General features: G+C 71.0%; 21 protein-coding genes. 10 read left to right on the plus strand and 11 right to left on the minus strand.

Translation table 11 applies throughout. From position 1 onward, the window contains the following. Nucleotides 1-4: 4 nt before the first annotated feature. The 6 genes from ACSF8R_RS08720 to ACSF8R_RS08745 all read right to left on the minus strand — a co-directional run bounded on the left by ACSF8R_RS08720 (nucleotide 5) and on the right by ACSF8R_RS08745 (nucleotide 7,425). Nucleotides 5-1,309 carry an allantoate amidohydrolase gene (locus ACSF8R_RS08720; protein WP_434811477.1) on the minus strand — a complete coding sequence of 435 codons (1,305 nt, stop codon included), beginning with the start codon at nucleotides 1,307-1,309 and terminating at the stop codon, nucleotides 5-7. Beyond that, nucleotides 1,306-2,553 carry a pyridoxal-phosphate-dependent aminotransferase family protein gene (locus ACSF8R_RS08725; RefSeq protein ID WP_434811478.1) on the minus strand — a complete coding sequence of 416 codons (1,248 nt, stop codon included), beginning with the start codon at nucleotides 2,551-2,553 and terminating at the stop codon, nucleotides 1,306-1,308. Before ACSF8R_RS08725 ends, ACSF8R_RS08720 begins: the two co-directional genes overlap by 4 nt. Further along, nucleotides 2,550-4,124 carry an AtzH-like domain-containing protein gene (locus ACSF8R_RS08730; RefSeq protein WP_434811479.1) on the minus strand — a complete coding sequence of 525 codons (1,575 nt, stop codon included), beginning with the start codon at nucleotides 4,122-4,124 and terminating at the stop codon, nucleotides 2,550-2,552. The genes ACSF8R_RS08725 and ACSF8R_RS08730 overlap by 4 nt, the downstream gene beginning before the upstream one ends. A 136-nt stretch (nucleotides 4,125-4,260) precedes the next feature. Next, nucleotides 4,261-5,346, minus strand: coding sequence for an acetamidase/formamidase family protein (locus tag ACSF8R_RS08735; protein WP_434811480.1), 1,086 nt, complete (start codon nucleotides 5,344-5,346; stop codon nucleotides 4,261-4,263). Beyond that, nucleotides 5,343-6,731: an allantoinase AllB gene (allB, locus tag ACSF8R_RS08740; RefSeq protein ID WP_434811481.1), complete on the minus strand. Its 1,389-nt coding sequence runs from the start codon at nucleotides 6,729-6,731 to the stop codon at nucleotides 5,343-5,345. The genes ACSF8R_RS08735 and allB overlap by 4 nt, the downstream gene beginning before the upstream one ends. Nucleotides 6,732-6,804: 73 nt before the next feature. Beyond that, nucleotides 6,805-7,425, minus strand: coding sequence for a helix-turn-helix domain-containing protein (locus tag ACSF8R_RS08745; protein ID WP_434811482.1), 621 nt, complete (start codon nucleotides 7,423-7,425; stop codon nucleotides 6,805-6,807). A 191-nt stretch (nucleotides 7,426-7,616) separates the two neighbouring features. Between ACSF8R_RS08745 and ACSF8R_RS08750 the strand changes: the two genes are divergently transcribed. Genes ACSF8R_RS08750 through ACSF8R_RS08760 form a run of 3 tightly spaced genes read left to right on the plus strand, consistent with a single transcriptional unit; the run spans nucleotide 7,617 to nucleotide 10,296 of the window. Then, on the plus strand, nucleotides 7,617-8,573 hold the full coding sequence (locus tag ACSF8R_RS08750) for an ABC transporter substrate-binding protein (RefSeq protein WP_434811483.1): 957 nt from the start codon (nucleotides 7,617-7,619) through the stop codon (nucleotides 8,571-8,573). 53 nt (nucleotides 8,574-8,626) lie between these two features. After that, a complete protein-coding gene (locus ACSF8R_RS08755; RefSeq protein ID WP_084201860.1) occupies nucleotides 8,627-9,493 on the plus strand; it encodes an ABC transporter permease in 867 nt (288 codons plus the stop codon). 14 nt (nucleotides 9,494-9,507) lie between these two features. Further along, complete coding sequence (locus ACSF8R_RS08760) at nucleotides 9,508-10,296, plus strand: ABC transporter ATP-binding protein (protein ID WP_434811484.1); 789 nt, start codon at nucleotides 9,508-9,510, stop codon at nucleotides 10,294-10,296. A gap of 20 nt (nucleotides 10,297-10,316) precedes the next feature. Here the strand turns inward: ACSF8R_RS08760 and ACSF8R_RS08765 are convergent, their stop codons facing one another. Together ACSF8R_RS08765 and ACSF8R_RS08770 are read right to left on the minus strand one after the other, a co-directional pair. Next, nucleotides 10,317-11,024 (minus strand): aspartate/glutamate racemase family protein, encoded by a 708-nt coding sequence (locus tag ACSF8R_RS08765; RefSeq protein WP_434811485.1) that lies wholly within the window; start codon nucleotides 11,022-11,024, stop codon nucleotides 10,317-10,319. Continuing rightward, the gene (locus ACSF8R_RS08770; RefSeq protein WP_434811486.1) at nucleotides 11,021-12,670 is read right to left on the minus strand and encodes an NCS1 family nucleobase:cation symporter-1; all 1,650 of its coding nucleotides are present in this window, start codon (nucleotides 12,668-12,670) and stop codon (nucleotides 11,021-11,023) included. The genes ACSF8R_RS08765 and ACSF8R_RS08770 overlap by 4 nt, the downstream gene beginning before the upstream one ends. 217 nt (nucleotides 12,671-12,887) lie before the next feature. Here ACSF8R_RS08770 and ACSF8R_RS08775 point away from each other — a divergent pair, with 217 nt between their 5' ends. The 4 genes from ACSF8R_RS08775 (at nucleotide 12,888) to hpxO (ending at nucleotide 15,608) form a co-directional block, all read left to right on the plus strand. Next, the gene (locus ACSF8R_RS08775; protein ID WP_434811487.1) at nucleotides 12,888-13,493 is read left to right on the plus strand and encodes a helix-turn-helix domain-containing protein; all 606 of its coding nucleotides are present in this window, start codon (nucleotides 12,888-12,890) and stop codon (nucleotides 13,491-13,493) included. Between the two features lie 44 nt (nucleotides 13,494-13,537). Continuing rightward, complete coding sequence (gene uraD, locus ACSF8R_RS08780; RefSeq protein ID WP_434811488.1) at nucleotides 13,538-14,035, plus strand: 2-oxo-4-hydroxy-4-carboxy-5-ureidoimidazoline decarboxylase; 498 nt, start codon at nucleotides 13,538-13,540, stop codon at nucleotides 14,033-14,035. 1 nt (nucleotide 14,036) lies between these two features. Continuing rightward, nucleotides 14,037-14,357, plus strand: a complete 321-nt coding sequence (gene uraH, locus ACSF8R_RS08785; RefSeq protein WP_434811489.1) for a hydroxyisourate hydrolase — start codon at nucleotides 14,037-14,039, stop codon at nucleotides 14,355-14,357. Nucleotides 14,358-14,420: 63 nt separating this feature from the next. Next, a complete protein-coding gene (hpxO, locus tag ACSF8R_RS08790; protein WP_434811490.1) occupies nucleotides 14,421-15,608 on the plus strand; it encodes an FAD-dependent urate hydroxylase HpxO in 1,188 nt (395 codons plus the stop codon). Nucleotides 15,609-15,645: 37 nt separating this feature from the next. Here hpxO and ACSF8R_RS08795 read toward each other — a convergent pair whose 3' ends face one another. After that, nucleotides 15,646-16,077 carry a DUF1761 domain-containing protein gene (locus tag ACSF8R_RS08795; RefSeq protein ID WP_434811533.1) on the minus strand — a complete coding sequence of 144 codons (432 nt, stop codon included), beginning with the start codon at nucleotides 16,075-16,077 and terminating at the stop codon, nucleotides 15,646-15,648. 114 nt (nucleotides 16,078-16,191) lie between these two features. Here ACSF8R_RS08795 and ACSF8R_RS08800 point away from each other — a divergent pair, with 114 nt between their 5' ends. Next, nucleotides 16,192-17,112, plus strand: a complete 921-nt coding sequence (locus ACSF8R_RS08800; RefSeq protein WP_434811491.1) for a 2-hydroxyacid dehydrogenase — start codon at nucleotides 16,192-16,194, stop codon at nucleotides 17,110-17,112. Between the two features lie 6 nt (nucleotides 17,113-17,118). Here the strand turns inward: ACSF8R_RS08800 and ACSF8R_RS08805 are convergent, their stop codons facing one another. Both ACSF8R_RS08805 and ACSF8R_RS08810 read right to left on the minus strand, forming a co-directional pair. After that, complete coding sequence (locus ACSF8R_RS08805) at nucleotides 17,119-18,486, minus strand: MinD/ParA family ATP-binding protein (protein ID WP_434811492.1); 1,368 nt, start codon at nucleotides 18,484-18,486, stop codon at nucleotides 17,119-17,121. A gap of 118 nt (nucleotides 18,487-18,604) precedes the next feature. Then, nucleotides 18,605-19,123: an adenine phosphoribosyltransferase gene (locus ACSF8R_RS08810; protein ID WP_434811493.1), complete on the minus strand. Its 519-nt coding sequence runs from the start codon at nucleotides 19,121-19,123 to the stop codon at nucleotides 18,605-18,607. A gap of 93 nt (nucleotides 19,124-19,216) precedes the next feature. Here ACSF8R_RS08810 and ACSF8R_RS08815 point away from each other — a divergent pair, with 93 nt between their 5' ends. Then, complete coding sequence (locus tag ACSF8R_RS08815; RefSeq protein ID WP_434811494.1) at nucleotides 19,217-20,899, plus strand: glycoside hydrolase family 13 protein; 1,683 nt, start codon at nucleotides 19,217-19,219, stop codon at nucleotides 20,897-20,899. Nucleotides 20,900-20,907: 8 nt separating this feature from the next. Then, entirely contained in the window at nucleotides 20,908-21,924 is a 1,017-nt protein-coding gene (locus ACSF8R_RS08820; RefSeq protein WP_434811495.1) for a LacI family DNA-binding transcriptional regulator, read from the plus strand. The last annotated feature ends 22 nt before the right edge of the window (nucleotides 21,925-21,946 follow it).

The raw sequence follows: 21,946 nt of genomic DNA on the forward strand, positions 1-21,946 counted from the left end.
GCCGCTACGCGGCCGGCTCGGCGGCGCGGTGCAGCACGGCGGCGGCGAGCGCGCGGATGCCACGTGCGACGTCGGCGGCCGATACCGCCTCGTCGGGGTGGTGGCTGATGCCCTCGGGGTTGCGCAGGAACAGCATGCCGACCCCGGTGATCGCGCCCAGCGCCATGCCGTCGTGCCCGGCCCGACTGAAGATCACGGGAGGCTCCTCGCCGCGCTGCGGCAGCGTATCGACGATGCCGGCGCGCACGACGTCCTGCAGCAGCGGATCGCACGGCACGGCGGCCGCGCGGTGGATTTCGCGCGACCGCCAGCGCAGCCCGCGGCGACCCATGATCTCGTCGAGCTCGCGGGTCAGCGCGAGCCACACCCGGTCGCGCTCCCCGTCGAACTCGCCGCGCAGGTCGAGGCTGAAGCGCACTTCGCCGGGGATGACGTTGACGGCGCCGGGGAACGCTTCGAAGCGTCCGACCGTGCCGATGATGTGATGTTCGGCCGCGCAGACGCGCTCGACGGCGAGCGCGGCCTCGCTCGCACCCAGCAGCGCGTCGTGGCGCATGTCGTAGGGCGTGCCGCCGGCGTGACGTGCCTCACCCTCGACGACGAGCTGGAAACGCCGCGCCGACGCGATCGAGGAGACCACGGCGAGCGCCTCACCGGAGCGGTCGAGTTCGGGCCCCTGCTCGATGTGGGCTTCCAGGTAGCCGATCAGCTCGTCGGGGCGGCGCGCTGCCTCGCCGACCCGCCCCGGGTCGAGGCCGAACTCACGATACGCCTGTCGCAGTGTCACGCCCTCGGCGTCGGCGAGATCCCACCACTGCTCGTTCCAGCGGCCCGCGACCGCCGATGAGCCGAGCAGCGCGGTGCCGAACCGTGTGCCCTCCTCGTCGCTGAACGCGACGATCTCGACGGCGAACGGCAGGCGGATGCCGCCGCCGGGCGCCCGCAGCAGCCGAACCGCCTCGAGCGCGATGAGCACCCCGACGATGCCGTCGAAGCGGCCGGCGTCGATGACGGTGTCCAGGTGCGAACCGAGCATGAGAGCCGGGCCGTCGTCGGCATCGGCGCCTGCCGGGCCGATGCGGCCCACCTGGTTGCCGGCGGCGTCCTGCCAGGTGCGCATGCCGAGCTCGCGCATCCACTCCGCGGCCAGCCGGTTCACACGGGCGTGTTCGGGCGACAGGTACACGCGTTCGATGGTGCCCGGCGTCGCCGTCACCCGCGAGAGCTCGTCGCAGCGCGCCATCACGCGGCGCGCGGCGGCCGCGGTGACGCCCTCGGGCAGGTCGCGCAGGCTGGGCGCGGCCGTCATGCCGCTCCCGCGTACACGTCGGCGGCCGCCTCGACACCGCCCGACACCGGCACCGAGGCCCCGAAGCGGCGCAGCACCTGCTCGAGTGCGGCGAGGGTCGTGAGCACGGTGTCTCGGCGCGCGTTGTAGCCCATCGTGCCGATGCGCCACACCCGCCCGTGCAGCGGGCCGAACGAGGTGCCGATCTCGATGCCGAAGTCGTCGAGCATCGCCTGCCGCGCCGCGTCGCCCGCCACCCCGGCGGGGATCTCGACCGCGACGACGTTGTGCATCTTGTGCGCCACGTCGCCGAACACCTGCAGACCGAGTCCTTGGACGCCGGCGAGCATCGCGGCGCCGGCGAGGCGATGGCGTTCGATGACGGCCTCCCGCCCCTCGGCCAGCAGCACGCGGGCGCACTCGCGCGCCGCGTACAGCATCGACGTCGCCTCGGTGTGGTGATTGAGGCGCCGCGGGCCCCAGTAGTCGAGGATCATGCCGAGGTCGAAGTAGTTGGAGCGCACGAAGTCGGCGGCATCCGGGTCACCGTCCTCGCGGATGCCGGCTTCGACCTTCTTGCGCGACGTGACGACCTCGACCGCACGGGGCGAGAGGGTGAGCGGCGCCGAACCGCTCGGGCCGCCGAGGCACTTCTGCAGGCCGGCGCTCGCGGCATCCACCCCCCACGCGTCGGCCTCGAAGGGGTTGCCGCCGAGCGAGGCGGTCGCGTCGGTGTAGAACAGCACGCCGTGCCGCGCGCAGATCTCGCCGATCTCGTCGAGCGGCTGGTTCATCGTCGTCGACGTGTCGCCCTGCACCAGTGCGAGCAGCGTCGGGCGCACCCGCACGATCGCCTGCTCGACGGCGGCGGGGGTGAACACCTGCCCCCACGCGGTCTCGATCGTGTGTACCTCTGCCATCGCACGCTCGGCGATCTCGGCGAGCAGGTGCCCGAACCGGCCGAACACCGGCACCAGCACGCGGTCGCCGGGGCGCACGAGCGACACGATCGCGGCCTCGATGCCGGCGCGGCTCGTGCCGTCGATCAGCAGGGTCGCGTCGTTGGTGGTGTTCCAGACGCCGCGGTAGAGCTCCTGCGTCTCGGCCATCGCCGTCGTCATGAACGGGTCGTACTGCCCGACGAGGGGTGCCGACATCGCGCGCAGCACGCTCGGGTAGGCCGAGATCGGGCCGGGGCCCATGAGCAGGCGCGCGGGCGGGTCAATCGGTCCGGGCAGGGTGGGGCCGGGGAGGACGGTGGTCATGGTGCTTCCGTTCCGGTGACGAGGGCGTGCAGGGCGAGGCCCTGCCGCACGAGGGCGATGTCGGTTCCGGCGCGCGCGATGAGGCAGACGCCGACGGGGGCGGGGCCGAGGGGCGAGGTGACCGTCAGCAGCGGCACCGACAGGGCGGGCAACCCGGCGACGGCGGCGGGGGTCGTGAGCCGCAGCGTCGCTTGGCGCACGGCGTCGATGCCCTCGCCGCCGGCCGTCCGCGCGGGGGCGGGGCCCGGCGCGGTCGGCAGGATCAGGACGGCATCCGTCACGAGGTCGGTCAGCCGCGCGCGCAACGGAGCGAGGGCGGCGCGGGCGGCGGCCTCGTCGGCGGCCGTGACGGCGGCGGCCGCGCGGAAGCGGTCGGCGACGGCCGGGCCCGTGGCGCCCGGGTGCGCGCGCAGCCAGTCGCCGTTGTTGCGCCAGGCCTCCGCGCCCTGCACCGTGCGGAACGGCACGAGGTAGTCGTCGAGGTCGCCGATCGAGGCGGTCTCGACGGGCAGAGCGGATGCCGCGACGAAGGCCCCGAACGCGGCGCGCGTGGCGGCATCCGCGGCATCCAGCGCCTCGGCCGGGATGACGAAGCGCCACGGCAGGTCGGCGCCGGACTCACCGAAGACCGACTCGGTCGAGTCCGACCCGTCGTAGCTGAGGCACCAGTCCGCGACGCGCTGCAGGGTCGCGCCGTCGCGCGTGAGCCACCCGACGGTGTCGAAGCTCTGCGCGAGCGGTAGCAAGCCCTGCCGCGGCACGAGGCCGTGCGTCGTGCGCAGACCCCACAGCCCCTGGTACGACGCGGGCACGCGCACGCTGCCGGCGGTGTCGGTCGCGAGGCCGATGTCGGCCTGGCCCGTCGCGACGGCCGTCGCCGGTCCGCTCGATGAGCCGCCGGGCAGGGCTCCCGGGAGGGCTCCGTTGGGCGGGGTGCCGTAGTGCGCGTTGTCGCCCGCGATCGAGTAGGCGAACTCGTCGGTGCGGGCGATGCCGCGCAGCGACGCTCCGCCGCGGAGCAGGTCGGCCACGGCGGGGGCGGTCGTCGTCTCGGCGCGCGCCGAGTCGAGGTAGGTGGGGTTGCCCGCGCCGATGCGATAGCCCTTGATGGCGAAGAGGTCTTTGACGGCGACGGTGAGGCCCTCGAGCGGGCCCTCCCACACGCCCTGGAACAGCGGGTCGCCGACCGATCGCCAGACCGACCGGTCGAGGGCCTGCGCGCGCGGCGTGACGTGGGCGGCCGTGATGAGCCAGCGTCCGTCGAGGCGCTCCCAGACCTGCGTCTGCAGTCCCGTGCCACCGCCGTGGAAGCGCGAGACCGACACGAGCAGCGCGACGTCGCCTGCCAGCGGGCGGTACTCGATGCGCTCGATCGTGCGGGGCGGAACCCCACCGCGCACGCCGCGGAACGCGCTGATCGTGTCGTGCCCGACGAGCAGGCCCGCGCCGTCGCCGCGTATCGTTTCGGCGCCGGGCGCGAACGCGGCATCCAGCGCATCGAGGTCGTTCGCGAGGATCGCGGCCTCGTACGCGTCGAAGGCCGCCCGCAGGTCGGCGGGGATCTCGCTCACGCGTCACCCCGCTCCGAGGGCGCGGCTGCCGGCGCGGGCGCGGGCGCCGGCACGGGCGCATAACTCAGGCAGAATCCCGCCCGCGGGCGTCGATACCCCTGCCTGAGCCCCGAACAGCCTGAGTTATGCGCCGCGCTCACGCGTCACCCGCCGTCTCGACGCCGGCGAAGTCGGCCTCGCGGATGCGGGCGTGCACGCCGCACACGATGTCGACGACCTGCGAGATGTCGAAGTCGGTGGCCGCCGACAGGTACGCGTAGGCGAGGTGCTCGGCCATGCCGTACCGGGCGGCGAGCAGGTCGAGCGCCGCGCGCACGGCCTTGCGCATCGCCTCGTTCAGGTCTGGGTCGAGGCCCGTCGGAACGAGGTACTCGTCCGTCCGCACGAGGGGGCCGGTGACCTCGCCGAAGGCGGCAAGCGCCTCGGCACGCGGCACGACCTCGAAGCGCAGTGTCGCGCGCAGGGATGCCTCGAGCGCCGTCAGCGCGACTTCGCCGTCGCCCTGCGCGAAGTGCGGGTCACCGACGTAGGCGAGGGCGCCGGGCACCTGCACGGGCAGGTACAGGACCGCGCCCTCGACGAGCAGGTTGATGTCGATGTTGCCGCCGTGCGACCCGGGCGGCACCGAGTGCGGGCGCTCCGGACCCGCGGCGGCGACGCCCATCGTGCCGAGGAAGGGCGCGAGTGGAAAGCCCACGACGCGCTCGCCACCCTCGACGAGCGGCAGGCGCCCGGCGCCGCCGGCGACCGGCGTGAAGACGCTGACGTTCTCGGGGCCGCGCGGCAGCGTGCCGGGCAGGGCCCCCTTGCCGTGCCGGTTCGAGATGACGCCGTACGGCACGCGCGGCGCGAGCTCGATGACCGTGATCTTGAGCAGGTCGCCGGGCTCCGCCCCCTCGACGAAGACAGGCCCTGTGACGACATGCGGCCCGTCGGCGACCGCGTCGCGGGGGACGGATGCCGCGATCTCGATCGCGTCCGTGAGCACCGCCTCGGGCGCGACCCCGTGTCCCGTGAAGTATCCGAGCGGATCCTGCCCCTGATCAGGGAGGATGCCTTCGTGGCTGACGGTGTCGAACGTGACGGTCGCCCCCGCCGGAACGGCCAGCACCGGGGCATCCGTCTCGCACGGCAACCTGCCCCACAGCACCGTCTGCGGCGACGCGGCGACGTAGTGGTCGCCGGGGATGGGCCCGATTCCGGGCTGCAGGATCTCGCTCACGCCGTTCCTCTCGACAGGAGGCGGCCCGCCGGTGGGCGCCTCAGCCACGGCGCCTCGCCGGCGCCGCCTTCGCTCGCGTCGTACACACTCTGCCCGCGCAGCCACGTGCGGCGCACGCGTCCGGTGAGGACCTTGCCGTCGTAGGCCGAGATGGGGTTGCGATGCTGCAGGGCGCGCGCCTCGATGCGCAGGGTGTCGTCGAGGCCGAACACCGCGAGGTTCGCGGGCGCGCCGACGGCGATCTCGCCGACGTCCGTCAGTCCCGCGACGCGCGCGGGACCGGTCGTGAACAGCGGCAGCAGAATCTCAAGCGGGATGCCGCGGCGGCGCGCCTCAGTCCAGACGGCCGAGAGGCCCACCTGCAGGCCCGCGATGCCACCCCACGCGAGGCCGAAGTCGCCGTTCCCCGAGCGCTTGAGGTCGACGGTGGAGGGCGAGTGGTCGCTCACGATCGCGTCGATCGTGCCGTCGAGGATGCCCTGCCACAGGAGGTCCTGATTGCTCGCTTCGCGGATCGGCGGACAGCACTTGAACTCGCTCGCGCCGTCGGGGATCTCCTCGGCGGTGATCGTCAGGTAGTGCGGGCAGGTCTCGACGGTGAGGTCGACGCCGTCGGCCTTGGCGGCCGCGATCGCCGGAACGGCGCGCGCGTCACTCAGGTGCAGGATGTGGGCGCGTGCGCCGTGACGCCGCGCGGCGGCGATGACGGCGTCGATCGCGGCTTCCTCGCTCGCCGGCGGGCGCGACGCGAGGAAGGCGGCGTAGCCGCGCCCGAGCGACCCGTCACCGGAGAGGAGGTCGGGGTCTTCCGCGTGGACGATCAGGCGCGAGCCGATCGCCGCAACCTCGGCCATCGCGCGGTCGAGCTGGTCGCGATCGAGGTGCCCAAACTCGTCGACGCCGCTGGGCGCGAGGAAGCTCTTGAACCCGTACACCCCCGCGTCGTGGACCGGCCCGAGCGCACCGAGGTTCTCGGGGACGGCGCCGCCCCAGAACCCGATGTCGACATAGGCGGATGCCGCGGCCGCCGCCCGCTTGATCGCGAGGGCATCGGTCGTCGTCGTCGGCGGGATCGAATTGAGCGGCATGTCGACGAGGGTCGTCACGCCGCCCGCGGCCGCGGCGAGGGTCGCCGACCGGAAGCCCTCCCACTCGGTGCGGCCGGGTTCGTTGACGTGCACGTGCGAGTCGACGAGACCGGGGAGCAGGGCCGCGTCTTCGGGCACTTCGACGGCGCCGCGCGGGGCACCGTGGGGCACCCGGACGTCCGCGATGACGCCGCCCTGCACGACGACCTCAGCCGGGCGGAACGCACCGTCGATCCACGCGCGCTCCGCGCGGATCACGAGCTCCGCGGCATCCACCTGCACTTCACCGGTCTTCACGCTTCTAAAGCTATTGCTTAACGTGACGCGAGCGATTACCCCCACGTAACGGGCGTGTGAAACGCCGCCGGGTTCAGACGCCGCGCGCCGGGAGGATCGTCAGCCAGATCGCCGAGGCCACGTCCGCCGTCTGGTTGACGACGCGGTGCGGCCGAGACGCCGCGAACGAGAGCGACCCGCCTGCGCCGAGCCGCACGGCGCCTTCCGTGAACTCGAACGTGAGCTCGCCCGAGCGCACGTAGCCCGACTCGAGGCCGTCATGCACGAGCATCGCACCGTCGGCGCTGGACGCGGAGCCGGGCGGGTAGATCGACTCGAAGAAGTCGACGCCGGGAAGAGGCGCCGGCGACAGCCGCCGGTAGACGACGCCCTGGTCCAGCTGCGCGGGGGCAGCCTCGCCCGGCCCGGTGACGAGGACCCCCGGGAGGGGTTCGGCGACGTCACCCGCGGCGTGATCGAGGTCGGGTGCGAACAGATCGAGATCATCGAAGATCGCCGACACGGGAGCGCCCAGCACGGCGACGAGCTCGACGAGCCGGTTGACCGAAGGGCGCATCGTGCCCGTCTCGATCTGCGACAGCGCGCTCGACGAGATGCCTAGCTGTTGTGCGACCGACGCGAGGGAGCGGCCCGAGGCCGTCCGCAGCCGACGCAGTCGCGCACCGATCTGTGCGGGCAGGGAGCTCTCTTCCACGGCATCCTCCGGTCCTCATGCGCGACCCATCGTATGCGCGACCGACTCCGCGCGTGTTCAGTCATGACTTAACACAACCGTTACACCGCCTTCATGGCGAGCGCCACCGCGCTCGCTTTACTGGGGCCACACAGCACCTCGCACCGTCCGTCGGCCGTGTCGTCGGCGGACCGAACCCGGGAGTCCTTCACATGGCACGATTCCGTCCTCGCATCGCCGCCGCGCTGGCCGTGGCATCCGTCCTCATCCTGTCCGCCTGCAGCTCGGGTGACACGACACCCTCGTCGTCGGATGCCGCCGAGACCGTCACCGTCAAGATCGGCACTCTGCGCGGCCAGCCGCACTTCTACCAGCCGTTCCTCTACGACGACCACGCCGTCGACGATGTGAAGTTCGAGGTCGTCACGCTCGACACGACGCCTGCCCTCTCCGACGCGCTCGTGTCGGGGTCGATCGACTTCGCGATCTCAGGTGTCACCCCGACGATCTCCTCCATCGCGCAGGGCCGCGACCTCAAGATCATCGCGAGCGCCGCCGACGGCGGATCCGGCTTCATCGGAAACGGCGAGTCGAGCCTTGACGAGCTTGTCGGCAAGAAGATCGGCATCGTCCAGGGCTCGGCCCAGGAGGTCGCCCTCCGCCTGCTGATCGACGAGGCCGGCCTCACCCCCGAGGACTTCGAACTGTCGGTGATCCCCGTGCCCGAGATGGCATCGGCGTTCATCGCGGGCGACATCGACGCGTTCATGGGCGTCGAGATCGGCGTCTCGATCGCGAAGAACGCCGGCGGCACCGAGGTCGTCGACCCGTACTCGACGCCCATCGGCAAGGTCAACATCGGCCTGGTCACCACCGGCAAGCTCATCGAGGAGAACCCCGAGCTCGTGCAGAAGGTCGTCGATACGCACGCCGCGACGACCGCCTACATGGCCGACAACATCGAGGAGTGGCTGCCCGGCATGGTCGAGGAGTTCGGCGGCGACCAGGACGTCTTCACGTCGGCGCTGGCGAACTTCTGGCTGCGCTCGGATCTGTCCGACGAGTACGTCGGGCAGCTCTCCGCCCTCGCCGAGGCGATGGCCTCGATCGGGCTCATCACCACGACGCCCACGGGCGACGACATCGTGGACACCTCCTTCACCTCGTGATCGCACGTGCGGGGGCGGCTGCGGCCGCCCCCGCACGTCAGAAGGGCGGCCGCATGGCCACGCAGACGACGGCGCGACCCGTGCGCCGACGCCCTCCCGCGCAGCGACCCAATCAGCGCGCGCTCCTCACGCGGATCCTCCTCGGGATCCCGATCCCGTTCCTGTTCCTCGTCTTGTGGCAGGTCGGGCGCGACCAAGCGTGGGAGATTCCCCTCATCGGCATCCGGATGGGGTATCTGCCCGCCCCCGGCGACGTCGTCGCGTCGCTGTGGGACTACGCGTTCGGGGGCATCCACGACGACGCCTTCTCCGGCGACCTGTGGGTAAACCTCGGGGCGTCCTCGCTGCGCGTGCTCATCGGCTTCCTGATCGCGTCGGTGCTGGCCATCCCCCTCGGCATCCTGATGGGCCGCTACTACAAGATGGACGCGATGTTCGATCCGTTCATCAACCTGTTCCGGCCGATTCCGGCGACGGCGTGGGTGCCCCTCGTCGGCCTCCTCATCGGCTGGGGCGACCAGGCGACGATCTTCCTGATCGCCCTGTCCTCGTTCTTCCCGATCGTGCTCGGCGCGATCAGTGGCTCCAAGGAGGTCCCGGGTCGGCTCATCGAGGCCGGGCAGATGCTCGGCGCCAGGCGCTGGGAGATCCTCGGCCAGATCGTCGTGCCCGCCTCGGCGGCAGCCGTCATCAACGGAATGCGCGTCGGGCTCGGGCTCGCCTGGGTCGTGCTCGTGCTCGGCGAGAGCGTCGGCGTCAACGTCGGCCTCGGCTCTGCGATCATCCTCGCCCGCGACGTCGTGCGCACCGACATGATCGTCGTCGGCATGATCGTGATCGGCCTCGCCGGCTTCCTCTCCGACCGCATCCTCGTCGGAGCCTTCCGCCTGCTCACACGCGGGCGCCCCCTGGTGAAGTGACGGGAGCACAGCACATGACCGATCTGACCACCGCCGACGTCGTCCTGCAGGATCTCGGCAAGCGCTACGGCCCGGAGTGGGCGGGCGTGCAGGCTGTCGCCGACGTCGACATCAACATCGCTGCGGGCGAGTTCATCGCCGTCGTCGGCGCATCCGGCTGCGGCAAGAGCACCGTGCTGCGCATCCTCGCCGGATTCGAGCCCGCCACGAGCGGCAGCGTCACCGTCGGGGGGCGGCCCGTGACCGCCCCCGGCCCGGACCGCGGGGTTGTCTTCCAGGACTATGGACTGTTCCCCTGGCTCACGGTGCGCGAGAACATCGCCTACGGCCCGAAGCGGCGACGTGTGCCGCGAGCACGTGTGCGCGAGCTCGCGGACCGGTTCACCGAGACCGTCGGGCTCAGCCGCTTCGCCGACCGGTACCCGGGCGAGCTGTCCGGCGGCATGCAGCAGCGGGTCGCGATCGCTCGCGTCCTCGCGAACGAGCCGAGCGTGCTGCTGATGGATGAGCCGTTCGGCGCGCTGGATGCGCTGACGCGGTCGGACCTGCAGGCCGAGCTCAAGCGCATCCACCTCGAGACCCGCACGACCGTCGTCTTCGTCACGCACTCGATCGAAGAGGCCGTGTTCCTCGCCGACCGCGTCGTGGTGATGACGGGTGGGGCCTCGCACGGCGTGCCCGGGCACATCGCGCGCATCGTGCCGATCGACCTGCCCGAGCCGCGCGATGTCACGACCCCCGCGTTCAACGCGTACAAGCGCGAGATCTCCGACCTGGTGCACGGCGCAGGCGATCACGCCTGACACCGGCCGCGGGCAGCGCCTCACACGGCGACGAGGCGGGGTGGGCTCGCGTACTCGCTGCGCTTGCTCGTCTTCAGCCCCATCCGCACCATCGCGGTCGCGAGGCCCACAGCCGACGCGACACCGTCGACGACGGGGACACCCGCTGTCGCGGTGAGCATGCGACACAGATCCGCCATCCCGGCGCAGCCGAGCACGATGACGTCGGCCTCGCGGCGCACCGCTTCGTGGCAGAGACGGGTGATGGATGCCGTGGCCTCCGACCCGGAGTCCTCGAGCTCGAGCACGGGGATCTCGGCGGCCGTCAGCCAGACGGCCGCGTCGCCCATGCCGTAGCGGGCCACGAGGTCGCGTGCGCGGCCGAGCGTGCGGCTCAGGGTCGTGACGACGGCGAAGCTGCGTCCCGCGAGGGTCGCGGCGTGCATCGCGGCCTCCGCGATGCCGATGACGGGAACGTCGACCAGCTCCCGCGCGGCATCCAGCCCCGGATCCCCGAAGCAGGCGATGACGTATGCATCACTGCCCCCCGCCTGTTGGTCCTGCCGGACGAGGTCGACCACCGCCGCGGCGGCGAGGACCTCGTCGACGTGCGACTCGATCGCGGCGGCGCCCGTTTCGGGGCACACCGCGTCGATCACGACGCCGGGCCCCGCCGCCTCCCGGGCGGCGGCGGCGATCTTCGCCGTCATCGCCCGGGAGGTGTTGGGGTTGATGAGGGTGATCCTCACGCGCCGTGCTCCACGACCACGGGGACCTCCGCTGAGATGGCCGGCGGCTCGGAGTCCGCGGTCGCGGCGGCGCCGTCGATCGTGCCGTCCGAGATGCCCTCGTCCTCGCCGTCGAACGTCGGGACCTGCGGGTCGATACGCTCGAACAGGATGAACAGGCCGTAGCCGAGAGCGCATCCGATGAACCAAGTGAAGTTGCCGATCCACGAGATGTCGAACAGCCCCAGGTCGGCGAACGTCTTCGGCAGGATCGCGAGGAGGATCGTCGGGATGCCCGCGGCCAGCAGCGTCTTGATCGCGTTCGGGTTGTATCCCTTGCGGTACCAGTAGGCGCCCTGCTCGGACATCGTGAACATGTCGTCGACCTTGATGCGCTGGCGCGCCGCGACATAGTAGCCGGCGATCAGCAGGCCGAACAGCGGGCCGATGAGCGCGGCGAGCACACCCAGCGAGTAGTGGATCGCGGTCGCGTCGGCGTACCAGTTCCACGGAAGCAGGAAGACCGATCCGACGGCGGCGATCATGCCGCCCATGCGCCACGAGATGCGGTGCGGCGCGACGTTGGAGAAGTCGAACGCGGGCGAGATGAAGTTGGCGACGATGTTGATGCCGACGGTCGCCGTGACGAACGTGAGCCCGCCCAGCAGGATAGCGAACGGCGTGTCGATGGCCTGCACCGTGTGGATCGGGTCGACCAGTAGCTCGCCGAAGACGGGGAGCGTCGCCGCCGCCGTGAGGACCGTCAGGATCGAGAAGAACAGGAAGTTCACCGGCAGACCCCAGAAGTTGCCGCGCTTGACATCGCGGAACGAGCGGCCGTAGCGGGCGAAGTCGCCGAAGTTGAGCATCGGACCCGAGAAGTACGCGACGACGATGCCGACGGCCATCACCATGAGGCCGATCGTTCCCCAGAAGTCCTGGGGCGCGGCATCCGGATCCGACAGGTTCAGGTCGATGCTCTCCCAACCCGCCTGCGAGACGAGGTACACCGCGAGCACGATCATGACGGCATAGACGGCGGGGCCCGCCCAGTCGATGAAGCGGCGGATGACCTCCATGCCGTTCCAGAACAGGGCCACCTGCGCGACCCACAGGATCGCGTAGGAGATCCAGCCGAGCGCCGACAGTCCCAGGAAGCCGACGTCGAGCAGCGCTTCGGAGCCCGGGATGAACTTGAGGAAGATGATGTTGAGCGACTCAGCCGCGAGGAAGGTCTGCACGCCATACCAGGCGATCGCGATGACGCCGCGGATGATGGCGGGGATGTTCGCACCCTTGATGCCGAAGATCGCACGGTTCACGACCGGGTACGGCACACCCGTCTTCTGGCTGGGCTTGGCGACGAGGTTCGCGAAGACCTGGACGATGACGATGCCGACGACGAGGGCGACGAGCACCTGCCAGGCCGCGATGCCGAGGGCGAACAGCGAGCCCGCGGTGACATAGCCGCCGACCGAGTGCACGTCGGACATCCAGAACGCGAAGATGTTGTACCAGCTCCACTTCTGCTTGCGCAGGGGAGCGAGATCCTCGTTCGCGAGACGCGGGTCGTAGCCCGGCTTGACGTTGCCCGAGCCGACGGGGTGCCCCGCGGCTTCGACGATGTCCTGTGGGGTGGTGGGTGGGTTGATCTGTTGCTGCGACATGAGTGAGCCTTCCGCTGGCCGGTGGTTCGCGAGTGGTGCATGGATGGGGTGACCACGACGAGGAGTCCGCGGCGGGTGGAACTGAATGTGAAGCTATCCCTTCACACATCGCGATCGGTTTCGCGGATGTAACAGCGTTGTGAAGTTCCGACTTCACACTGTGCGGTCGAGGCGTGACCGGGACGTCCGCCCCGATGCGCCGTCTAGGATCGGAGCCATGGCCGACCCCGCCGCCGCTCCCGAAGCGACCACCGCGCCGGTCGGAGCGCGCCTGCGCGAACTGCGCAAGGCGCGCGGCATCTCGGCCCGCGCGCTGGCCACCAGGCTGGAGATCTCGCCGAGCGCCGTCTCGCAGATCGAGCGCGGCGTGCTGCAGCCGAGCATCGCGCGTCTGATCGCGATCACCGACGCACTGGATGTGCCGCTCGCCGACGTGTTCGGAATCGGTGACGACCGTGCCGCCGACGATGACGCGCACCACGGGTTCGCGCTGCAGCGCGCGGGGCATGCCGTGCAGATCCCGCTCGAGGGGGGCGTGACGTTCCGGCGCATCTCGCCCGTGCCCTCTCCCGGCGTCGACTACTTCATCACGACGTACCCGCCGGGAGCGACCGCACATCCCGAAGACGGACTGTTCCGCCACGACGGCTACGAGATCGGCACGGTGCTCGCGGGCGAGCTGACGATCGACTTCGACGACGAACGGGTGACGCTGCGCGCCGGCGACGCGATCAGCTACCCGTGCTCCGTTCCGCACCTGCTGCACAACACCGGAACCGAGGATGTCGTCGCGCAGTGGCTGATCGTCCACCCGGGCCGCTGAGCGCACGTTACGGGGACGAAACGCCGCGGCGATACGGTCGGTGCATGCAGCTCTCGGAGTTCAACGCGGCTGACCGCGAGACGGCCGCGGCGACGGTCGCGGTGTGGGCGGCGGTTCCCGCGTGGGTCGACGCGGTCGTCGCGGCGCGTCCGTACGCCTCGGTCGGCGAGGTCACCGCGCGCGCCGACGAGCTCGCCCGGGGCTGGACCGACGCCGATCTGGATGCCGCGCTCGCCCACCACCCGCGCATCGGGCAGAAGCCCGCGGGGTCGGGGGCGGAAGCTGCCGCGAGCACCCGCGAGCAGGCGGCGATGGCGACGGCATCCGCTTCGACGACGGATGCCATGGCGCAGGCCAACGCCGACTACGAAGCCCGGTTCGGGCGCGTGTTCCTCATCCGCGCCGCGGGCCGCAGCGCCGACGAGATGCTGGCCGAAGTGCGCCGCCGGCTCGGCAACGACGACGCCACCGAAGCCGCCGAAGCGCGCGATCAGCTGCGCCAGATCGCGCTGCTGCGCCTGCGCTCGAGCCTGGAGGACTGACATGAGCCACCTGACGACCCACATCCTCGACGCGACCGCGGGTGTGCCCGCGACGGGTGTCGCGGTGACTTTGGTGGGCCCCGACGGCGCCGCCCTTGCGTCGGGACAGACCGACGCCGACGGCCGGCTCGCGCTCGGTCCGGATGCCCTGGAGCCGGGCGACTACACGCTGACGTTCGCCACCGGGCCGTACTTCGTGGCGCAAGGCGTCGAGGCGTTCTACCCGTCGGTGACGGTCGCGTTCACCGTCGCCGACCGCCCGCACTACCATGTGCCGCTGCTGCTGAGCCCGTTCGCGTACTCGACGTATCGCGGGTCGTGACGGCGTAACGCCCCGGTAGCGCGACGAAACCTGACGGTGACACAGCATCCGTAGCCTGCGGATGTGAAGGTCATCATCGTCGGCGCGGGAATCGGCGGAACCAGTGCGGCCATTGCGTTGCGACGGCTCGGCCACGAGGTCGTCATCTACGACCGGATGCGCGAGAACAAACCGGTCGGCGCGGCGCTGTCGCTGTGGTCCAACGGCGTCAAGGTGCTCAATTGGCTGGGGCTGGCCGACGAGGTCGCGGCCCTCGGCGGCGCCATGGATCACATGGCGTATGTCGACGGGTACAGCGGCGAAGAACTGTGCCGGTTCTCGTTGGAGCCGGTGACGACGCAGACCGGCCAGCGCCCCTACCCGGTCGCTCGGGCCGACCTGCAGTCCCTGCTCATGGAGCGCGTGGGGATGGACCACATCCGACTCGGGATGCGGATGGTCGGCATCGAGGACGCCGGCGATGCGGTGACCGTCACCTTCGAGGACGGCAGCACCGACACCGGCGATCTGCTCATCGGCGCCGATGGCGCCCGCTCGATCACCCGCGCGCATGTGCAGCCGGATGACGCCGTGCCGATCGAGCGCGAGTACTCGGGGTACACGAACTTCAACGGCCTCATCGAGACGGATGACGAGATCGGTCCGCCGGACCAGTGGACCACGTACGTGGCCGACGGCAAGCGTGCCGCGGTCATGCCCGTGGCCGGCGACCGGTTCTACTTCTGGTTCGACGTGCCGCAGCCCGCCGGGGTGCCCTACCACCCGTCCGAGGGCACCGGCCCCCTGCGCACGGCGTTCGACGGCTGGGCGCCGGGTGTGCAGCGGCTGCTCGAGCGCATCGATCCGGCACGGTCGCTCAACCGCGTCGAGATCTGGGACATCACCCCCTTCCATACCTGGGCGAAGGGCCGGGTCGCGATCCTTGGGGATGCCGCACACAACACCGCACCCGACATCGGCCAAGGCGCGTGTTCGGCCCTGGAGGACAGTTTCGCGCTGGGCATCGCGTTCGCGACCAACACCGTGAGTGTCGAAGACACCCTGCGCCGCTACGAGCGCATCCGGTCGCAGCGGGCCGGCGAGCTCGTGCTGCGTGCACGCAAGCGCGGGCACGAGACGCACGCCTACGACCCCGACGCGACGGATGCCTGGTACGAGAGTCTGCGCGGCGCCGACGGCGTCGGCATCATCCGCGGCATCGTCGGCAACATCGACGGCAGCCCGGTCGAACTCGGCGCGGCGCTGCTCTGAGTCCCGCGAACCCGACGGCGCGGGGTCAGTCGCCCGCTCAGACAGTGCCGGCGGGCGGCCAGACGCCGATGATGACGGCCATGACCACGACCGTCACCAGTTCGTGGGCGATGTTCATGACCGTCAAGTTGGTGGGGCGGCCCTCGAACGCGTCGTGCGTGATGAAACGCGCAGCCGTAAGGCCCGCCCACAGGATGATCGCGGTCAGCAGCGACGCGACGAGGTAGCTGCCCTCGTAGAAGTGCCATGCCAGCGTCGTGGCGCCGGCGAGCACCCACGCGGTCACGAAGCTGACGAGCACCGTCACGAGGATCGGCAGCCATGCCGATGCGCCGGGGCGGTCCATGTCGACCTTCGCGAGCTCGGCCCACTTCGTGCCGAACACCTTCGGGGTGTACCAGATCGATCCGACCACCATGCTCGAAAGCATCGCGAGCGTCACGGCCCAATAATTGATCTCGGGGATCATCATCGCTTCCTCCACGCATCCGGGGTGCGGCGTCCGATGCGGACCGCTGCCCGGAGCGTATCGCCGCGTCATCGGCCGCGCCATGAACCTCGCCGCGCGGGTAGCGTGAATCGGGTGACCGATCTCGTCGTTGCCGTCCCGACCGAACGTCTCGCCGCCGATCTGCAGCCGCTGCCGCCCGGCGTCGAGGCGGTCGTGTGGACGATGGACGACGCGTCACCGCATCCGCACCTCGACATCGTCGTGCCGCCGTATATGTCGGCCGGGCGCGGGCTGCCGCACCTCGCGAACGTGTCGACGCGTCTCGTGCAGGGGCAGTCGATCGGGTACGAGGGTGTCGAGCGGACGCTGCCGCCGGGCACCGTGTTCGCCAACGCCGCGACGGTGCACGAAACGTCGACGGCAGAGCTCGCCGTGGCCCTGACGCTGGCGGCGCAGCGCCAGCTGCCGTCGTTCGTGCGTGCACAGGACGAGGGTCGCTGGGCGCCCGTGTTCGCCGAGAGCCTCGCCGACCGGCGGGTGCTGCTGCTCGGCTACGGCGGCGTCGGCAAAGCCATCGCGGCACGCTTGGCACCGTTCGAGGTCGACCTCGTCGCGGTCGCGTCGCGGGCTCGCGTCGAGGACGGCGTCGAGGTGCATGCCGTCGACGAGCTGCCGAACCTGTTGGGCGAGGTCGACATCTTGATCGCATCGCTGCCCGGTGGCGAGGCGACGCGACACATCGTCGACGACGCCGTCCTGTCGGCGCTGCCCGACGGGGCGCTCGTCGTCAACGTCGGGCGCGGCCCGCTGGTCGACACCGACGCGCTCGTCGCGCACGTCGAGCGCGGCCGCATCCGGGCGGCGCTCGACGTGACCGACCCCGAGCCGCTGCCCGCCGACCATCCCCTGTGGGGGCTCGACAGTGTGCTGATCGCGCCGCACGTCGGCGGCGCGTCGACGGCGATGCAGCCGCGCATCGCCCGTCTGGTCCGCCGTCAGATCGACCGCATGCTCGCGGGCAAGGAGCCCGAGAACATCGTCATCCGCACCTGACCCGCGTCAGAGGCGGTCGGAGATCGTGGCGGCGACCGTGAGCCAGGCGTCGCGGGTCTCGGGCGAGAGCGCTTCGAAGTCGATCGGACCGCCGTCGACGAGCGCGGCGTCGAAGGGCACGTGCACGACGGCCGAGGTCACCTGTTCGAAGTGGCGCTGCAGGCGTTCGGCGAGGCGCTTGTCGGGTCGCTGCGAGGGGGCGGCGAGGATCGTGACGGCACTGTCGATCTTGTGATCGAAGCCCTTCTCGCGCAGCCCGTCGAGCAGCCACGCAGCGGATGCCGCGGTGTCTTCGCGCACGGTCGAGACGATCACGAGCTGGTCGGCGGCAGCGACCGCGGCGACCCAGTTCGAGGCGCGCATGTTGTTGCCGGTGTCGACGACCATGATCCGGTAGTAGCGCGAGAGCACGTCGTGCAGACGGTCGAATGCGGGGGCGTCGATCGTCGACGAGGCGGCGGCGTCTTCGTCGGATGCCAGCACGTCGAAGCGTGCGTCGACCTGCGTGCGCACGTAGGTGTCGAGGGCCGCGAGGCTCGCGCCGGTCGGCTCGGTGAACCGGTCGAGTTCTTCGAGCAGGTCGACAGCGGTGCGGTTGTGGGGCGAGTGCTGGGCGCGCCAGCCGAGCGTGCCGCGCGTCTCGTTGTTGTCCCACGCGAGAGTCGCGCCGCCGCGCTGGGTGCCGAAGGTGGCGGCCAGCAGCAGCGTCGAGGTCGTCTTGTGCGCGCCGCCCTTCGGGTTCAGCACGACGATCGTGCGCGGTGCGTCGAGGCGTCGCTGGACCTTGCGCTCGCGCTCGATGCGGGAGCGTTCGGCCTTGCCCGGGCGCGGCGAGATGGCGCCGCCGGTCATGCGGCGCACGGCGCCCTGCCAGCCCTCGTTCGCACGGGCACGGGCGCGCTCGGCGCGCGACCCGAGCAAGTCGTCGACGGTCGGGGTTGCGCGGGTGGCGTCGCGGCGGGTCGCGGTCGACCGCAGCGGGGCGGATGCCGCGGCGGCCGGCGCCTCCGCCGGCGTGGGGGCCGGTGCTGGTGTGGCGGCCGACACCGGCGCGGGGGTCGTGGGGTGCAGCGGCACGGCAGAGATCGGGGCGACAGCGGCAGCGGCGGGCGCCGGCGCGTCGTCGAGCGACGCCGCTTCGAGATAGGTGCCGTCGGGGTGCACGATGATGGGCCAGCTGACGTCGTCGTCGAAGACGGTCGCGGTGACGGGTTCGCCGGCGGATGCCGCAAGCTGACGGATCGCTTCGACGATGCGGTCGCGCAGGCCCTCGGCGCTCGACGCGTAGAGCTGGTCGATGTCACCGGAGACGTGCAGTTCGGCGGCGGTGGCCGACGTGATGCGCACGGTCGGCTCGAAGGTGGTGGTTCCCACGGGGGCCTCTCTTGATCGGGCGCACGGCCGATCGTGTTCGGGGCGGATCATGCTCGGGGGGATGCTGATCGGGCTCAGAAAATCATCCCATCCGGCTTGAGGTCGGGCCGGGAGCGACTCAGACCTTGAACAGGGCGTGCACGTCGCCGCACACGGCGCGTCCGCCGAGGTGCTCGAGCTCCATCAGCACTGCGGTGCCGGCGACCTCGTAGCCGAGCGTCGTGAGCAGCTCCTTCGCGGCGCGCAGGGTGCCACCGGTGGCGAGCACGTCGTCGAGCAGCAGCACGCGGCTGCCGGGCGGCAGGTCTGCCGCCATCTCGATCGCCGCTTCGCCGTACTCGAGGGCGTACGACACCGATGCCGCCGGTCGCGGCAGCTTTCCCGCCTTGCGGATCGGCACCATGCCCACGCCCGCGGCGATCGCGGTGGCTCCGGCGAGCAGAAAGCCTCGCGCTTCGACACCGGCGACGACGTCGAAGGTGCCGGCGAACGGCTCGACGAGCGCGTCGGCGACGGTGCGCAGGGCATCGGCATCCGCCAACAGGGGCGAGATGTCGCGGAAGAGGATGCCGGGTTCGGGAAAGTCGGGAATCGTCGCGATCAGCGACTCGGCGCGGTCGAGGGCCTGTGAAATCACCGATCCAGGGTACGCGCGTCGCACCTGCGAGGATGATCCGAGACCGAGAAATTGGAGGTAAGAATGCGCAAGCGCTTGCCCTACCATGTATCCATGAACACTTCGACCCTGTCCACCCTGGCTCCCATCGGTGAGAGCCGCCCCGGTGCGGAATGGTGGCGTACCGCCGTCATCTACCAGATCTACCCGCGCTCGTTCGCGGACGCGTCGGGCGACGGCATCGGCGACCTGCGCGGCATCACCGAGCGCCTCCCGCACCTGCAGGAGCTCGGCGTCGACGCCGTGTGGCTGAGCCCGTTCTACCGTTCGCCGCAGAAGGATGCCGGCTACGACGTCGCCGACTACTGCGACGTCGACCCGCTGTTCGGCACGCTCGAAGACTTCGACCGCATGCTCGGCGAGGCGCACGGACGCGGCATCCGGGTGATCGTCGACCTCGTCCCGAACCACAGCTCCGACCAGCACGAGTGGTTCCAGGCGGCCCTTGCGGCAGCACCGGGCAGCCGCGAGCGGGCCCGCTACATGTTCCGCGACGGCAACGGCGAGCAGGGCGAACTGCCCCCGAACAACTGGGAGTCGGTCTTCGGCGGGCCCGCGTGGACGCGCGTGACCGAGGCCGACGGCACACCGGGCCAGTGGTACCTGCACCTGTTCGACACGTCGCAGCCCGACTTCGACTGGGCAAACGCCGAGGTGCAGGACGAGTTCCGCCGCATCCTGCGGTTCTGGCTCGACCGCGGCGTCGACGGCTTCCGCGTCGACGTGGCGCACGGCCTCGTCAAGACCGACGGCCTGCCCGACCACCTGCCCGCTGTCGACGGCGACAGCATGGGCGGCGACGCCGACGACGTGCCCTACTGGGGTCAGGAAGGCGTGCACGAGATCTACCGCGACTGGAACCGTGTGCTCGCCGAGTACGAGGGCGACCGCGCCCTGTGCGCAGAGGCATGGCTGCCGACCGTCGACAAGACCGCGCTGTGGGTGCGCCCCGACGAGATGCACCAGGCGTTCAACTTCTCGTACCTGACGACCGAGTGGGATGCCGCTGAGCTCCGCGAGGTGATTTCGGAGTCCCTCCGCGCCTACCCCGCCGTCGGCGCACCGTCGACGTGGGTGCTGTCGAACCACGATGTCGTTCGTCACGCGTCGCGGCTGGCGCTGACCGCCGAGAACCCGCAGGGTCACGGCATCGGTCCTGCGTCGCCCGGTCAGCCGATCCCCGAAGTCGGTCTCCGCCGCGCGCGGGCCGCCACGGCGCTCATGCTGGCGCTGCCCGGTTCGGCGTACCTGTACCAGGGTGAGGAGCTCGGCCTGCCCGAGGTCATCCACCTGCCCGACGACGCCCGCCAGGACCCGACGTGGTTCCGCACCGAGGGCGAGCGCTACGGCCGCGACGGCTGCCGTGTGCCGATCCCGTGGGAGTCGGGTGCACCGTCGTACGGGTTCAGCACGTCGGGCGAATCGTGGCTGCCCCAGCCCGCAGAATTCGACGCCCTGGCGCGCTCGGCGCAGGAGGACGACCCCGACTCGACGCTGTGGCTGTACCGCACGCTGCTCGCGGCGCGCCGTGACCTGAACCTCGGTGCAGGCGAGTTGACGTGGTTGAGCGGCTACGCTGATGACGTGCTCGCCTTCAGCAACGGAGATCTCACGGTCATCGCCAATCTCGGCGCCGAACCGGTCGCGTTGCCCGCGGGTACCCTGATCGCGGCCAGCGACGCGTTCGAGGGCGGTCTGCTGCCCGTCGACACGACTGTCTGGTTGGCCGCCGGCTGAGCACCGCGATGGTGAGCCTGGAGGAGGTCGCCCGTCGAGCCAATGTGTCGACGGCGACCGTCTCCCGCGCCCTCAGCGGCCGGGGCCGCATCTCGGACGCCACTCGTGAGCGGGTGCGCGACGCGGCGGATGCCATGGGCTACGTCGTGTCGGCATCCGCGTCGAGCCTGGCATCGGGTCGCACGCAGAACATCGGCGTGCTGGTGCCGCTGCTCGACAAGTGGTTCTTCGCGATGGTGCTCAGCGGCATCGCAAACCATCTTGCGCCGCGCGGGTACGACATCACGCTCTACAACGTGACCGACGACCCCGAGCAGCGTCGCCGGTTGTTCTCGTCGTCGCTGCGGCGCCGTCGCGTCGACGGGTTGGTTGCATTGTCGGTCGATCTCGATGCCGACGATGTCGCCCACCTGCAAGACCTAGGGCTTCCGGTCGTCGGTCTCGGTGCGCCCGGCCCCGGCCTCGCGGCACTGCGGGTCGACGATGTCGCGGTCGCACGCACGGCGACCGAGCACCTGCTCGAGCTCGGGCATCGCGAGATCGCGCACATCGGTCTCGACAAAGAGGCCGGCGACGAGCACGACATCCCGACGCTGCGTACCCGCGGGTTCGAGGCGACCCTCGCCGAGGCGGGGCTCGAGCCGGCCGGGTTCGAACCCGCCGACTTCACGATCGACGAGGGCCACCGCGCGGCGCGCAAGCTGCTGCAGGGCGAGCGGCGTCCGACCGCGATCTTCGCGGCATCCGACGAGCTCGCCTTCGGCGCCCTGTTCGCGGCGCGCGAGCTGGGTCTCGACGTGCCGCGTGATCTGTCGATCGTCGGCGTCGACGGCCACGAGATGAGCGAGTTCTTCGGCCTGACGACGGTCGCGCAGTTTCCGCACGACCAGGGCGAGCGGGCCGGCGATGCGATCCTCGCGCTTGTCGAGACCGGCTCGCTGCCCGACGACGCGTCGCTGCCCGACGACGCGTCGCTGCCGTTCGAACTCATCGTGCGCACCACCACGGGCCCCGCGCCCCGCTGATTTCCGCTGCCCGCGTTCGACT

The organism is Microbacterium sp. bgisy189, assembly GCF_965345345.1.
In the GTDB taxonomy this organism is placed as follows: Bacteria; Actinomycetota; Actinomycetes; order Actinomycetales; family Microbacteriaceae; genus Microbacterium.